The sequence below is a fragment of the Thermacetogenium phaeum DSM 12270 genome, from assembly GCF_000305935.1.
Classification (GTDB): Bacteria; Bacillota; DSM-12270; order Thermacetogeniales; family Thermacetogeniaceae; genus Thermacetogenium; species Thermacetogenium phaeum.
In genome coordinates this window covers 1,104,605-1,116,994 of record NC_018870.1, presented here as the reverse complement: position 1 = coordinate 1,116,994, position 12,390 = coordinate 1,104,605, and the positions used below count along the sequence as shown (strand labels likewise).

At 55.5% G+C, this 12,390-nt stretch carries 15 protein-coding genes; all 15 read right to left on the bottom strand.

All coding sequences use genetic code 11. From position 1 onward, the window contains the following. The gene (gene fliY, locus TPH_RS05480) at window positions 1-1,104 is read right to left on the bottom strand and encodes a flagellar motor switch phosphatase FliY (protein ID WP_015050198.1); all 1,104 of its coding nucleotides are present in this window, start codon (window positions 1,102-1,104) and stop codon (window positions 1-3) included. Continuing rightward, on the bottom strand, window positions 1,094-2,104 hold the full coding sequence (gene fliM, locus TPH_RS05475; RefSeq protein ID WP_408033288.1) for a flagellar motor switch protein FliM: 1,011 nt from the start codon (window positions 2,102-2,104) through the stop codon (window positions 1,094-1,096). The genes fliY and fliM overlap by 11 nt, the downstream gene beginning before the upstream one ends. Window positions 2,105-2,115: 11 nt before the next feature. Further along, window positions 2,116-2,619 (bottom strand): flagellar basal body-associated FliL family protein, encoded by a 504-nt coding sequence (locus TPH_RS05470; RefSeq protein ID WP_015050196.1) that lies wholly within the window; start codon window positions 2,617-2,619, stop codon window positions 2,116-2,118. Then, window positions 2,597-2,833, bottom strand: a complete 237-nt coding sequence (locus tag TPH_RS05465) for a flagellar FlbD family protein (protein ID WP_015050195.1) — start codon at window positions 2,831-2,833, stop codon at window positions 2,597-2,599. Before TPH_RS05465 ends, TPH_RS05470 begins: the two co-directional genes overlap by 23 nt. Window positions 2,834-2,921: 88 nt before the next feature. Continuing rightward, window positions 2,922-4,193 (bottom strand): flagellar hook protein FlgE, encoded by a 1,272-nt coding sequence (locus TPH_RS05460; protein ID WP_015050194.1) that lies wholly within the window; start codon window positions 4,191-4,193, stop codon window positions 2,922-2,924. Window positions 4,194-4,284: 91 nt separating this feature from the next. After that, window positions 4,285-4,650, bottom strand: coding sequence for a TIGR02530 family flagellar biosynthesis protein (locus tag TPH_RS05455; RefSeq protein ID WP_015050193.1), 366 nt, complete (start codon window positions 4,648-4,650; stop codon window positions 4,285-4,287). Beyond that, entirely contained in the window at window positions 4,647-5,090 is a 444-nt protein-coding gene (locus TPH_RS05450; protein WP_015050192.1) for a flagellar hook capping FlgD N-terminal domain-containing protein, read from the bottom strand. The genes TPH_RS05455 and TPH_RS05450 overlap by 4 nt, the downstream gene beginning before the upstream one ends. A gap of 19 nt (window positions 5,091-5,109) precedes the next feature. Beyond that, window positions 5,110-6,429 carry a flagellar hook-length control protein FliK gene (locus TPH_RS05445; protein ID WP_015050191.1) on the bottom strand — a complete coding sequence of 440 codons (1,320 nt, stop codon included), beginning with the start codon at window positions 6,427-6,429 and terminating at the stop codon, window positions 5,110-5,112. 20 nt (window positions 6,430-6,449) lie between these two features. Further along, on the bottom strand, window positions 6,450-6,983 hold the full coding sequence (locus TPH_RS05440; RefSeq protein WP_015050190.1) for a MotE family protein: 534 nt from the start codon (window positions 6,981-6,983) through the stop codon (window positions 6,450-6,452). 9 nt (window positions 6,984-6,992) lie between these two features. Further along, a complete protein-coding gene (locus TPH_RS05435) occupies window positions 6,993-7,433 on the bottom strand; it encodes a flagellar export protein FliJ (RefSeq protein WP_015050189.1) in 441 nt (146 codons plus the stop codon). Beyond that, window positions 7,430-8,752, bottom strand: a complete 1,323-nt coding sequence (gene fliI / locus TPH_RS05430; RefSeq protein WP_428837357.1) for a flagellar protein export ATPase FliI — start codon at window positions 8,750-8,752, stop codon at window positions 7,430-7,432. The genes TPH_RS05435 and fliI overlap by 4 nt, the downstream gene beginning before the upstream one ends. Before the next feature lies 1 nt (window position 8,753). Beyond that, a complete protein-coding gene (locus tag TPH_RS05425) occupies window positions 8,754-9,518 on the bottom strand; it encodes a FliH/SctL family protein (protein ID WP_015050187.1) in 765 nt (254 codons plus the stop codon). Continuing rightward, on the bottom strand, window positions 9,502-10,503 hold the full coding sequence (fliG, locus tag TPH_RS05420; protein WP_015050186.1) for a flagellar motor switch protein FliG: 1,002 nt from the start codon (window positions 10,501-10,503) through the stop codon (window positions 9,502-9,504). The genes TPH_RS05425 and fliG overlap by 17 nt, the downstream gene beginning before the upstream one ends. Window positions 10,504-10,510: 7 nt before the next feature. Further along, window positions 10,511-12,055: a flagellar basal-body MS-ring/collar protein FliF gene (gene fliF, locus TPH_RS05415; protein ID WP_015050185.1), complete on the bottom strand. Its 1,545-nt coding sequence runs from the start codon at window positions 12,053-12,055 to the stop codon at window positions 10,511-10,513. Between the two features lie 18 nt (window positions 12,056-12,073). Beyond that, on the bottom strand, window positions 12,074-12,373 hold the full coding sequence (gene fliE, locus TPH_RS05410) for a flagellar hook-basal body complex protein FliE (protein ID WP_015050184.1): 300 nt from the start codon (window positions 12,371-12,373) through the stop codon (window positions 12,074-12,076). Window positions 12,374-12,390: the final 17 nt, after the last annotated feature.

Below are 12,390 nucleotides of genomic sequence, written 5' to 3'. Positions count from 1 at the left end.
TCAGCGCAGCTTATTGATTCTTTCCGCCGAGCTTAAGATTTCCGTGATGCGGACCCCGTAATTTTCGTCGATCACGACGACCTCCCCCTTGGCGATCGACTTGCCGTTGACGAAGATATCCACCGCTTCCCCTGCGAGCTTGTCCAGCTCAACAATAGCACCGGGTCCCAGCTCCAAAATCTCCTTGATCGTCCTCTGAGTACGGCCAAGTTCCACCGTAAATTCCAGCGGAACATCCAGAATCAGCGACAAATTGCCGGTCTCCTGGGGCGCCTGCGCCGCCTCCAGAGGAGCAAACTGGACTGGCTGTACGGTAATCTCCCTCTCCCCCGCACCATTCCCCCCATTCTCTGAAGGTCGCGCAACCTTCTCTCTATCGCCGGCAATACTATCGGATTTTGTCCCGCTCTCCGCCACCGGCGTCGGCCCGGCTTCGCCGGAGACTTCTGCCAGCAGCTGACTGCTTATTTGCTTGGCAAAACTTACAGGGGTGATCTGCATCACTTCACTGTCGACGACATTCTCAATGTACATGCGAAAGAGAACCTTCACCAACTCCTCATCATCGGCCTCGTTGCCGCCGTTAAAATCGAGCCGTTCTTCGGCGAAATTCAAGACGCTGACAGTTGGAGGTGAAATGTTCACCCTTTTTCGAAAAACCTCAGACATCGATGTTGCTCCCGAACCCATCATCTGATTCATGGCTTCACTGATGGCACTTAAATGAATCTCCTCTAGTTCCTCCGGAGGATTGCTACCATCCCCCCCCATCATTAAGTCCACTATTACTCCCGCATCGTGGATTTTGATAATGAGGACGTTGGTGCCTTTTAAGCCCTCTGTATATCTGACCTTGACAGCCACATAAGGCAGAGGATGCTCGATCTGGAGCCGGGAGGATGTTGTGACCTGGATCCTGGGGGTGGTAATCTCCACTTTCTTGCCCACCAAACTGGACAGGGTCGTGGCCGCCGTCCCCATAAAAATGTTGGATATCTCCCCCAAAGTATCCAGTTCCAGGTCCGTTAATTGTGCCTTCTGATTGCCGCCTTCCCCCTTGAGAAGGGCGTCAATTTCCTCCTGAGATAAAGTTTCATAGTTCAATGGAACACCCCTCCTTTCCCACAAATCCGGTTATCTGAACCGCGAGCCGGTTGCTTCGCCGCCCCGGCCTGGCAACGAACTTCCTTCGGTTGCCGATGTAGACGTCGATATCATGATCGATCCTGCGGTCCACCGGGACGACATCCCCCACCTGGATGGCCAGCAAATCCTGGACGGTAATGGACGTCCTCCCCAGAACGACCCGGATGGGAATTGAAGTGGATTCAATCTGCTGCTGGAGAAAACGGCGCTGTTCGGGGTCCTCTCCTTTGATGTCCTTGGCAAACCAGTAATGCGCGCTCAAGCGATCGAGAACCGGCTCCAGCACAATATACGGCAGGCAGAAGTGGGTAATCCCCTCCGTCCGTCCGATCTTCGTCGCCAGGGAGATCAGGATGACCATTTCTGAAGGGGAAACGATCTGGGCAAATTGAGGATTGGACTCGATCAGTTCTACCTGGGGGTTGATTTCGGTAATATTCGTCGCCCAAACCTCCCGGAAAATGTCCAGCATCTGTTGGGATACCCGCCCGACGATCGTTCGTTCGATCTCCGTCAGGGCACGGTTGCCGACAATAAAGCCACCATAGCCTCCGAACAGGCGTTCTATGATACTGAAAACGACAGAAGGCTGCATTTCCAAAATGCCGTTCCCCTGGAGGGGATTCATGCTGAAAACGACCAGCACCGAGGGGTCGGGAAGAGAACGCACGAACTCCTCATAGGTCAGTTGCTCGACGGAGATGACAGACACCTGCACCGATATCCTCAACTGTGCCGAGAGAAATGTCGCCACGGTTCTGGCGAAATTGTCGTAAATAATCTCGAAGGAATTGATCTGTTCCTTGGAAAACTTATTAGGGCGCCTAAAATCATAAGTCCTGACCCTTTTCGCCTTTTCCTCCTCTTTCAGCTCATCGGGGTTCACTTCGCCCGATGTCAGTGCCGCCAGCAGTTTATCGATCTCGTCCTGAGACAGTATCTCTGCCAAGGAAACCACCCCTCAAGAGCTTATTGCATTACCAGATCGGAAAAGTAGATGCTGCGAATTTTCCCCGTCTGCAAGGAATCATTCAAAGCCTCCATGATTTCTGCTTTGAGCTGAGATCGATTCTCCGCTCGCAGCTCCTCATCGGTCTTGCTGTTGAGAAAAAGTATGATCTTGTCGTTTAAAACGGGGAGCTTCTCCTTGACTTCTTTTTCCACGTCCTTGTTGCTCAACTCGAAAACGACCTTCACCTTGATGAGCTTCTTCTCCCCACCCGGAGCCAGGTTGGTGGTGAACTCCCCCGCCTCGAACAGAGGCCCGATCGGGGAAACGGCGCTATTTCCCCGAGCAGAGGTTCGGTTTTCCGTCTGGCTCATATTCCTTATCGCAAAAAACACCGTCAACAGGGTAAGCACGGCGCATACGGCTACGGCGACAAAACCGAGCAGCAGGATCCTCTGATCGATCACGATCCCTTTACCCGTCTGCTTCCGAGGGCTTCCTTCACCTGTTGTCTCCTGAGGCATCCTCTCCACACCTCCCCTTCACCGGTGGCAACGATCGGCAGCTCTCCCTGCGAAACCTGATAATGCGTTCGATGATCTCCAGGGGATCCTCTTTGACAATGAACTTCTTCCCTGTCGTCAGGGTCACCACGGTATCAGGTGTTCGCTCCAGGACTTCGATAAGATCGCTGTTTACGTAAAACTCTTTGCCGTTCAGCCCTGTTAACGGTATCAAGCCCCATCACCCCTCACCCCCCGCCGGGTAGGGGGCCCCTTGGCCTCAAAGGAGCCGGGCCCCTTGTCCTTCCCGCCGGGGTTTTCTGTTAACGCTTAAGATTGACCAGCTCCTGCAGCATTTCATCAGATGCGGTGATCACCCGGGAATTGGCCTGAAATCCCCGCTGGGTGATGATCATTTCGGTAAACTCCGAAGAAAGATCGACATTGGACATTTCCAGGGAACCGGGTCTTATCGATCCGAAACCGCTCGCTCCTCCGGTTCCGAGAAGCGGCTTCCCCGAATTGCTGGTCTCCGAATAGAGGGAACCCCCGTTCTTGTATAATCCGGCAGGGTTGGAGAAGCGGGCCAGGGCGATCTGGGCGAGGCTGCGCGTCACCCCGTTGGTGAAGACCCCGGTTATCGTCCCGCTCTGGTCTATGGTGTAGCTCTCCAGGGTACCGGCAGTATAGCCATCCTGTCTCTGGATGGTAGCGGTGGAGTTTGAACCGTATTGCGTCAATCCTTTAAAATCAAGAGCAATATTCAGCGTATCTGATCCTGGGGGTGTGAAACTAATATGTGGTGTTTCTGTCGATGATTGAATCTTTCCTTGTGTATCAAATTTGAGAACACCGCTCTGTTCCCCTACCTCAATAGTTTCGCCTGTCGAATTGACTATCGAATTTGCATTGAGTATCCAGCTCCACTCATTATTGCCTACTTTTTTCAGCTCAATAGCCACTATATATTCCTGCCCTTTGGAATCATAGACCGTCTGGCGCACTATAATTTTGGAGGACGGAGTCTTGTTATCATCTTCATATATGGGAACCCTAGAATCCAGATTGCCGGCAAAATAGATGTTTTCCGTCGCCTTGGCCGGTTCTGTTTCACTCATATTGATGCAAATATTAACAGGTTCGACATCCGTCTTTATACTGCCGTCGGGCTGAGCCATCCACCCCATTACATGCATTCCGTTCAAAAGGCTGACCAGGTTCCCCTCGCTGTCGAAGTCAAAATTGCCGACCCTTGTGTAATAGTTCCTACTGCCGTCACTTAAAACGAAGAAACCCTCACCGTCGATTCCCAGGTCGGTGGCTTTGCCCGTATCCTGAAAGCTGGTGATCCCGAAAATGGTGTCGATACTGGCGATGGAGACGCCGGGACCCATCTGGATCGGATTGGTGCCGCCAAGCCCTCCTTCCACAGGGCGGCTGGCCCCCCTGATGGTCTGGTAGAGCATGTCCTGAAAGGTCACCCGGCTCTTTTTGAAGCCCGGCGTATTGACATTGGCGATGTTGTTGCCGATAACATCCATCCGCTGCTGGTGGGTTTTTAACCCGGAAACAGCGGCAAAAAGCGAACGCATCATTTCGATAACGACCTCCTTTTAATCGGGTGGTTTACGTCAGTCGTTCGGTAAACCCAGGCCCCCTCCAAAAGAGGTCCGGCCATTTACCCGCTTAAATAATCACGGCGCTGTCGATATTCGTAAAAACATTACCCTTCATACTCTTTTCATCCATTGCCGTTACAACCGTACGGTTCCGGATGCTGACGATGAAGGCAAGGTTGTCCACCAGAATGAGGGAATCCCGCGCCCCTTTGGCGGCCGCCTTTTCCACCGCCGCCTCTATTCTCTCAAGGTGCGCTGCCTCCAGGGAGATCTCCCTCCGGGCAATCCGCTCCTGAGCGTGCCGGGAAAACTTCAACGACTGCCGGGCCAGAATATCGGCAAAAGAGAGGTCTTTAACCGCATCCCTACCCCCTTGCGGTCGGCCCTGCTCAGGTGGCAGGATCGGTTGGGGGAAGTAGATCCTCTCAGTCACCGGGAATCACCCTCCGGCGCCACCGCAACCTTCTCGACCCAACCTAATGGGAATGCCATCTGCTCCAACTGCAACCAGATAACCCCATCCTTTCGATAAAAGCCCAACACCATTCCTTTGATGACATCACCCGTTTCTGGGTTTCTCGCCTCCACCAGGCGTCCCAGCAGGCCGGCCGAAAAACCCAGCTCATTTCTGTAACCTTCAGTTTGCTGCATCGCTAGGAGCTGCTCAAAATAGCCGTTCAGGTTCTTGAGCTGCTCCAGGGCATTCAACTGTGCCAAATGGGCGATGAATTCCGTGTTCTTAACCGGCTCCAGGGGGTCCTGCTGCCGCAACTGGGCCAGCAACAGTTGGAAAAAATCCTCACTTTTGAAAGAACGCCTTTCCAATGTTGCCGGCTGTTGCGCTGCCCCGGAAACCGCTTCAACTCCGGCCATCGCTTTCACCTCCTTGAGATTAAACCAGATAATCCACCAAACCCCTGTCATGCCGGACGACCGCCTCCGCCTCTTCGGCCTCGTCGGGCCCGGCCGCAGGCGTCATCCACTCCCCGTAACCGGGAGAACCGTAATTCAAAGTGCCATCGCTGAAACCGGGATACGAAAAACCCTGGGACCCCGACCGGCTCTCTACAGAGACGCTCAACTGCTGCCAGGAAATACCCTGCTGCTCCAGAGAATGGCGCAGCTCCTGGAGGCGCCCTTCGATCAGGCCGGCTACCGCGGCATTCTCGGCACGGAAATGAGCATGAACCAGCCCCTTTTCCACACTGATGGTCAGGTCCAGGTGGCCGAGGAATTCCGGCTTGAGCTGCAGCCTGAGGGCTGCCCGATCCTTCCCCAGAAACAGGTGCGCCTTCTCTACAACCTGGTTGACGATCTCCCTGCCGATATGCCTCCCAAAGTTCGCTTCTTCGATTCCCGGCTCCCCAAAACGCTCCCCGGGAGTCCTAATCATCTCACCAGGATCGGGCTTGAGGACGTTCGGCGCCTCGGGAAAAACCCGCCCGGTAACGGCTCCCGTCTCCTTTGGCAGCTCGGTTAAGGAAAGGCCTTCCTGCACTTTCGGCAATCCCCTTTGATCTGCTGCCTCCCCCTTCTGCCGCATCAACTGTTCCGACTCCACTTCGAGAGCGGTACTCCCGCCCGAAGGAGGGCCTGTCTGCCCCAGCCCGACAGCAGTTTTTCCAATTGCGGCAACAGTTTCAACGGTTTTCCGCCCGTCGGTTTGCACCGACATCTCTCCCCGTGTCTTGTTCGCCCCATCCTTAAACAGATCATCCGGAAATAACAGACTGCCTTTTTTCGGAGAGGCATCCTCGCTGATGCTGCCGGGGATTCCCTCAGTAAGGGGCTGAACGCCGGTGGGCCGGCCGGATACCTTCCCATCCGGAGAAGCAACTTCCCAGAAAAGCCCTTCTCCTTCCGATAATGCTGCAGCCGGTTCGACCTCCCGGAAGGGTGTAACAATGCCGTTCAGGAAGATACTCCCGCCGGCCGACACCTCCGCTTGCAGCTGCCGCCCGACCGTCTCCTCATCCTCTACGGTGAGCCGTTCCTCAATCTCACCTTTGCCTTCCTTTCCCTCCAACGAAGCGTTTAGTCCGGAAGTTGTTCCGAGGGCAGCTTTGCTCTGCGGCGACTCGGGTAAGAGCCCCTGTCCCAGCAGGCGGTCAAGCACCTCTCCAAAAGCATCATCCGGCGGCGTCCTCTCTCCGCACCCCCGGAGTGCCGCAGGAGATGAAAGCTTGCAGCAAACCGGGAAAAGTTGATCCATCTTTTCACCCCCTTTCGTCGCTACTGTATTTCACCTTCAAGAGCGGCGCCTTCCGCCATCACCTCCGTCAATTGGGCCGCCCTTTCCGGTTCCATCGCGGCTAAAATCTTGCCCGCCTCCTCCTCATCCATGCCCTGCAGGATCTCCGCAACCACTGCCAGATCCAGCCGTTCCAGAATGGCCGCAGCAGCTGTGGGCTTCATCCCGGAATAATACTCTCCCAGAGCGCGATAACCGGTTGTTTTCGCCTCCTGCTCACTCCCGGTCTCGGCGCTGTTAATTCTTTCTTCGAGGCTCATCCTCAGCTCTCTTTCCTTTTGAAGCTGCTGCTCCAGTTGTTTCAGGCGCTCCTTTAGGCGCTCGTTCTCCTCTGCCAGTGATTTCGCTTTTTCTTCCCCCTGTTCGCCCTTTTCCTGCTGCTCAGGGAGGACCTTGGCTATGAGGCCCTTGAGATCGATCCAGCCGGTCGTAGAGGCAGCGGCTATTCCTCCCAGGAGAATAACCAGCAAACAGATGGCGATTACTTTTCCTGACGCCGGGAAGAACCTTTCCATGCCTTCATCCTACCTTCTGGTAAACAGAATACTGCCGATTTCATCGAGAGTTTTTTGCTCAGAGCGCAGAAACTCCGCGTAATAAGCCTCCCAGCGGCGCTGGCGCAGGCGTTCCAGGAGCCTGCGGTCCTGCCGCACCCGAAGGAGGGCGCGCTGCTCCTCTCTGAGCTGATCCTTCGCCCGCTCCACCGCCGCCTGCTGCTCACAGGCAAGCCTCTCCTGCACCTGGAGACAACTCGAGCAGAGAACGAGAAGCTCCGGGAGAATGGAGCCGCGGAGTGCTTCCCTGCCCTGAGCCAGCAATTCTCCGGTCTTCTCCTCAATTTCCTGAAGCCTGTTTACCTCAAGCATATATGCTGCCCGCGCCCGGGCCACTTTCAGGCGCGCCAGCCTTTCTTGCTGTACTTTCAGGTTTAAATACTTCTGCAGCCGAAAACGAAAGCGCTTCAAAGAGAGGCTCTCCCTTCTTCCCTTCTTTCGGGAAACAGCTCTGTCAGCTGCGCCACCACATCCTGGTAGTCATATCTCTCCTGCACCCCCTGCCTGAGGAAAGAAAGGCAGCGGTCCCACATCCTGATGGCCTCATCAATTTTCGGATTGGTGCCGCTTTTATAGGCACCGATCTCGATTATATCCCTGGCCTCCCTGTACGTCGCCAGAATATTCCGCATGGCCGCGGCGCTGGATAGGTGCTGAGGGGAGACGATATCGATCATCACTCTGCTTACCGAATTCAAAACATCGATCGCCGGATAATGGTTCTGCGCCGCCAGCTCCCGCGATAAAACAATATGCCCGTCCAGAGTTCCCCGAACAGCGTCGGCAATGGGCTCATTGAGGTCGTCACCGTCAACCAGAACCGAATAAAGCCCGGTAATGGTACCCTTGCGCGATGTCCCCGCCCTTTCCAGCAACTTCGGCAGTAGGGCAAACACCGACGGGGTATAACCTCTGGTGGCCGGCGGCTCGCCAACAGCGAGGCCGACCTCTCTCTGGGCCATTGCAAACCTGGTTACCGAGTCCATCATCAGCAGCACGTCCTGCCCCTCATCGCGAAAATACTCCGCGATGGCCGTCGCCACCAGAGCGCCTTTAATCCTCACCAGGGCGGGCTGATCTGATGTTGCCGCAACAACGACCGAGCGCTGCAGCCCTTCACTTCCCAGATCCCTTTCAATAAAATCCCTAACCTCACGCCCCCGCTCCCCAATCAGGGCGATGACGTTGACATCCGCCTCCGTATTGCGGGCAATCATCCCCAGGAGAACGCTTTTTCCTACCCCACTTCCGGCGAAAATACCCAGCCGCTGACCCTTGCCGCAGGTCAGGAGTCCGTCGATGGCCTTGATCCCTAAAGGCAGGGCCTCCCGGATCCTCTCCCTTTCCAGGGGATTGCGGGCTACAGCCGTGACCGGAATCCACCTCTCGGCAACAACGGGGGGAAGGCCGTCCAGCGGGCGCCCCAGACCGTCGAGCACCCGGCCTTTGAGGCCCGGCCCCACTCCGATTTTAAACAAATCCCCCGAGGCGACGATCTCACAGCCGGGCCCCACCCTTCCCATTTCACCAAGGGGCATGAGAATGGTGTGTTCACCCCGGAACCCGACGATCTCGGCCTTAATTCGACCCTCGGGAGCAGCAATAAAACAGAGCTCCCCGATATTACCTCGCGGCCCCCGCCCCTCAATGGTCAAGCCGACAATCTGCTCGATTCTTCCCCGACATTTGATGGGTTCGAACTCTTCCATCCGCCGGATGTACTTCTTCAGGCTAATCAGTCCGGCTCACCTCCTGGAGGTCGCCGATCACCTCCTGCAACTGCCCCTCAACAGTGCCGTCAACGGTACCGAAGGGGGTTTCCGCCAGGCAGCCCATCGGCAGGGAGTTATCAACCTCCACCCTGACCGCACCCCCCTTCTGTGCTTCTCCGGCAAGCAAGCCGCTGATGGCATCATAATCACCGGAGTTGACCTTCAGCACAGTTTCACCGGCACCCTGCGCCCTCTCGAGAACAGCTCTGGCAATGGCAGCGATCTGATCCGGAGCAATGGTAAGCTCGGCATGAAGAACCCTCCTGGCTATCACCGTCGCCAACTCCAGCAGTTCGGGCTCCAGTTCCCGGATGATCCTCTTTTTTTCTGTTTCCAGACTTTCCTTGATGCTGGCTATTTCTTCCTCCAGTTTTTTCCGTTCCTCCCGCAGCGACTCCCGGGCGGCCTGCAACCCCTCTTGATAGCCTTTTTCTCTCGCCTCCTCCTGCAGGGCACAGCTCTTCTCCCGGGCCTCCTGCAGGATCCGCTCCGCTTCCAGACGGGCTTCGGACAGCACCTTCTCCGCCCGCTCCCTGGCCTCATTCAGGAGATGCTGCACCATCTCTTCTGTTTCGGCAACGATCCTCCGGGCTTCCGCGGGGTCCAAAAAAGCCTCCTCTCCATCCCCCATGCGAGGCAATGGCTTTTCTGCCCGCGCCCGGACCACCCGGGGGGAGGATAAGGAGAAGCAGCTGGCCTTGATCACCTTAGACAATGATCTCATCCTTCCCACCCCTGGTGATGATGATCTGACCCTGTTCTTCCAAGGAGCGTATCACGGCGACAATCCTCTGCTGCGCCTCTTCCACATCGCGCAGCCGCACCGGTCCCATATACTGAATGTCCTCTTTCAGCATCTGGGCAGCCCGCTTAGAAATGTTGCGTTCGATCTTGCTCATTACCTCCTCCCCCGCGCCTTTCAGGGCAAGGGCGAGGTCATGGGAATCAACCTCCCTGAGAATCAGCTGTACGGAGCGGTCATCAAGCTGGACGATGTCTTCAAAGACGAAGAGCAACTTTTTGACATTATCCGCCAGCTCAGGGTCCTGAATTTCCAGTGTTTCAATAATGGTTTTTTCGGTCGCCCGGTCAACCCTGTTGAGAACCTCGACGAGCGCCTGAACCCCTCCTGCGGTCGTATAATCCTGGGACATCACTGATGAGAGCTTACGCTCCAGGACCTTTTCCACCTCTCTCAGCACCTCCGGTGTCGTCCGATCCATCAAGGCTATTCTTCTCGCCACATCGACCTGCAGCTCCGGCGGCAGCGCCGAGAGCACAGACGCCGCCTGATCGGGTTCCAGATAAGCCAGGATCAGTGCAATGGTCTGTGGATGCTCGTTTTGAATAAAGTTGATCAACTGACTGGGATCCGCCTTCCTGATAAAATCAAAGGGCCGCACCTGGAGGGTTGCCGTCAGGCGACCGATGATCTCCGACGCCTTCTTCTCCCCAAAGGCTTTTTCCAGGAGTTCTCTGGCGTACTCAATCCCCCCCTGGCTGATGTAGTCGCTGGCCAGCCACATTTGATAAAACTCCTGGAAGATTTCATCCCTTTCCTCTTGAGGAACCCTTCTGATGTTGGCTATTTCCAGGGTCAACTTTTCCACTTCTTCTTCCGAAAGATGTTTAAAGAGCAGCGATGAGAGCTCGGGCCCCAGGGATATTAACAGGATCGCCGCTTTCTTGCTTCCCGTCAAATTCTTCATCCCGTCGTCACCTCTGCTCTTCGGCCAACCAGGCTCTTAACACCTGAGCAACCTGTTCTGGGTTCTGTCGCACCTGGCGCTGCAGTTGCTCTAAAATCCGGGCTCTCTCCTTTTCCTCTTGGGTAAGCTCGGGTTCCTGGGCCGCCAGGGCCTCCTCCACGGTAAGCTGCGTTCCTGCGAGCCGGTCAAGGGCAACTCTGCGCTCCCGTCTTCTATTCGCCAAAACGGCGAGCAAGACAAGGAGGCTTATCAAAATCAACCCGGCAATCCCGTAAATCAGCCATTGCCGACGCTTCTCCCTTTCCGCCATCTCTCTTTCCATATTCTGCGACCAGGTGCGATCGAAGGGGATACTGGCCACAGTCAGCTGATCCCCCCGCTCCGGTTGCAGGCCGGCGGCTGCGCTTACCAAATCGGTAATCTCCTGCTGGCGCAGGGGGTCCAGTTCCCCGTCCAGCACAACGGACAGGGAAAGCTGTTTCACCGCTCCTGGGGCAACCACCCTGTACTCATCCTCTTTGTCGATCTCATAGTTGGTTGTCGTCCTGTTGATCTGCGTTTGGGATGGAGCCGCCCCACCCCCAATTTCTTCGTAGGTGGGAATATTGGCCGGTGTTCCTGCAGTACCGGCAGGCGGCAGACCACCGGAGGTTGTGTTCTCCTCCTCCACCTGTTGGCTTCTTATCGTCTTATCCCCAAAGGTTTCCCTGCGAATCTCCACCCGATCGAAATCAAGGGTGGCGTTGGCGCGCACAACCGCTTTACCCTGCCCGACAATCTGCTCAAGCATCCCCTTAAGGGATCTTTCCAGGTTTTTTTCGTACTCCCGTTCGATTTCCATCTGATCGGTCGTCATCCTGGCAGACTGCACCGCCTCGCTTGGCGCTCCTCCGGAAAGGATATTCCCTTTAGTGTCTACCACCGTTACGTTTTCACTCTTCAGACCTTCAACCCCGCTCGCCACCAGGTGCATGATCCCGTAAACCTGCTCCTCCTTGAGGCTCGAGCCCGGTTTTAACTTAACGAGAACTGCCGCCGTGGCTTCAGCCTCGTTTTCCAGGAAAAGGGATGGTTCCGGGATGACTATATGGACACGGACATCTTCAACAGGATCCAGTTTGCTGATCGTCCGCTCCAGTTCCCCTTGCAGAGCCACGAGGTACCTCACCCTGCGCTCACTTTCTGTTTCTCCAAAGCGCGTCTGGTTAAAGGACTCAAAGCCCACACTCCCCCCCTTGGGAATGCCCTCGTTGGCAAGGGAAAGCCTCAGCTCATCCTTCTGCGCTTCCGGCACGAGAATAGTTGCTCCCCCATTCTCTAGTTTATAGAGAATCTTCTTCTCCTTCAGGTACTCCGTAATGGAGGCGGCATCCTGGGGATCAAGGTTAGTGTAGAGAGGTACAAATTTCGGCCTTCCGGCAAATATGGTCAGCAACAGGGCAACGACGGCAATTACAGCCACCCCGGTACAGAAGAAGATCCTCTGCTTTCCGGAGAGCCTGTTCCAAAATTGGATAATCTTGTCCTTTTGCCTGAGAACTGCCTCCTTCACGACCGACCAACCCAATTCTTATAACTGCAGGCGCATGATTTCCTGATAGGCCTCGACGGCTTTATTCTGGAATCTCGCCAACAACTGCAGACCGAGTGCCGCTTTCTCCATTGCGATTACAACCTCGTGAAAACTTTGGGCATTACCTGCTACCACCTCTTCAGCCTTCCTTTCCGCCTCTCTTTGCAGATCATTGACATCCTGCAGAGCGCGCCAGTAATATTCCAGAAACGGGATTTCCGCTTCCGCTCCAGAACGTTCTCTCGTCTTCAAGAGCAAACCCGGCGTTCCCAGTTTTTCCGTTATCAGGAGATCCATTAAACCACCTCCCTGTT

Excerpts from the sequence above, each read along its gene's own strand:
- TPH_RS05470 (WP_015050196.1), bottom strand. The coding sequence starts at position 2,619 with ATGCCTCAGGAGACAACAGGTGAAGGAAGCCCTCGGAAGCAGACGGGT.
- TPH_RS05460 (WP_015050194.1), bottom strand. The coding sequence starts at position 4,193 with ATGATGCGTTCGCTTTTTGCCGCTGTTTCCGGGTTAAAAACCCACCAG.
- TPH_RS05450 (WP_015050192.1), bottom strand. The coding sequence starts at position 5,090 with ATGGCCGGAGTTGAAGCGGTTTCCGGGGCAGCGCAACAGCCGGCAACA.
- TPH_RS05445 (WP_015050191.1), bottom strand. The coding sequence starts at position 6,429 with ATGGATCAACTTTTCCCGGTTTGCTGCAAGCTTTCATCTCCTGCGGCA.
- TPH_RS05440 (WP_015050190.1), bottom strand. The coding sequence starts at position 6,983 with ATGGAAAGGTTCTTCCCGGCGTCAGGAAAAGTAATCGCCATCTGTTTG.
- TPH_RS05425 (WP_015050187.1), bottom strand. The coding sequence starts at position 9,518 with ATGAGATCATTGTCTAAGGTGATCAAGGCCAGCTGCTTCTCCTTATCC.
- fliG (WP_015050186.1), bottom strand. The coding sequence starts at position 10,503 with ATGAAGAATTTGACGGGAAGCAAGAAAGCGGCGATCCTGTTAATATCC.
- fliE (WP_015050184.1), bottom strand. The coding sequence starts at position 12,373 with ATGGATCTCCTGATAACGGAAAAACTGGGAACGCCGGGTTTGCTCTTG.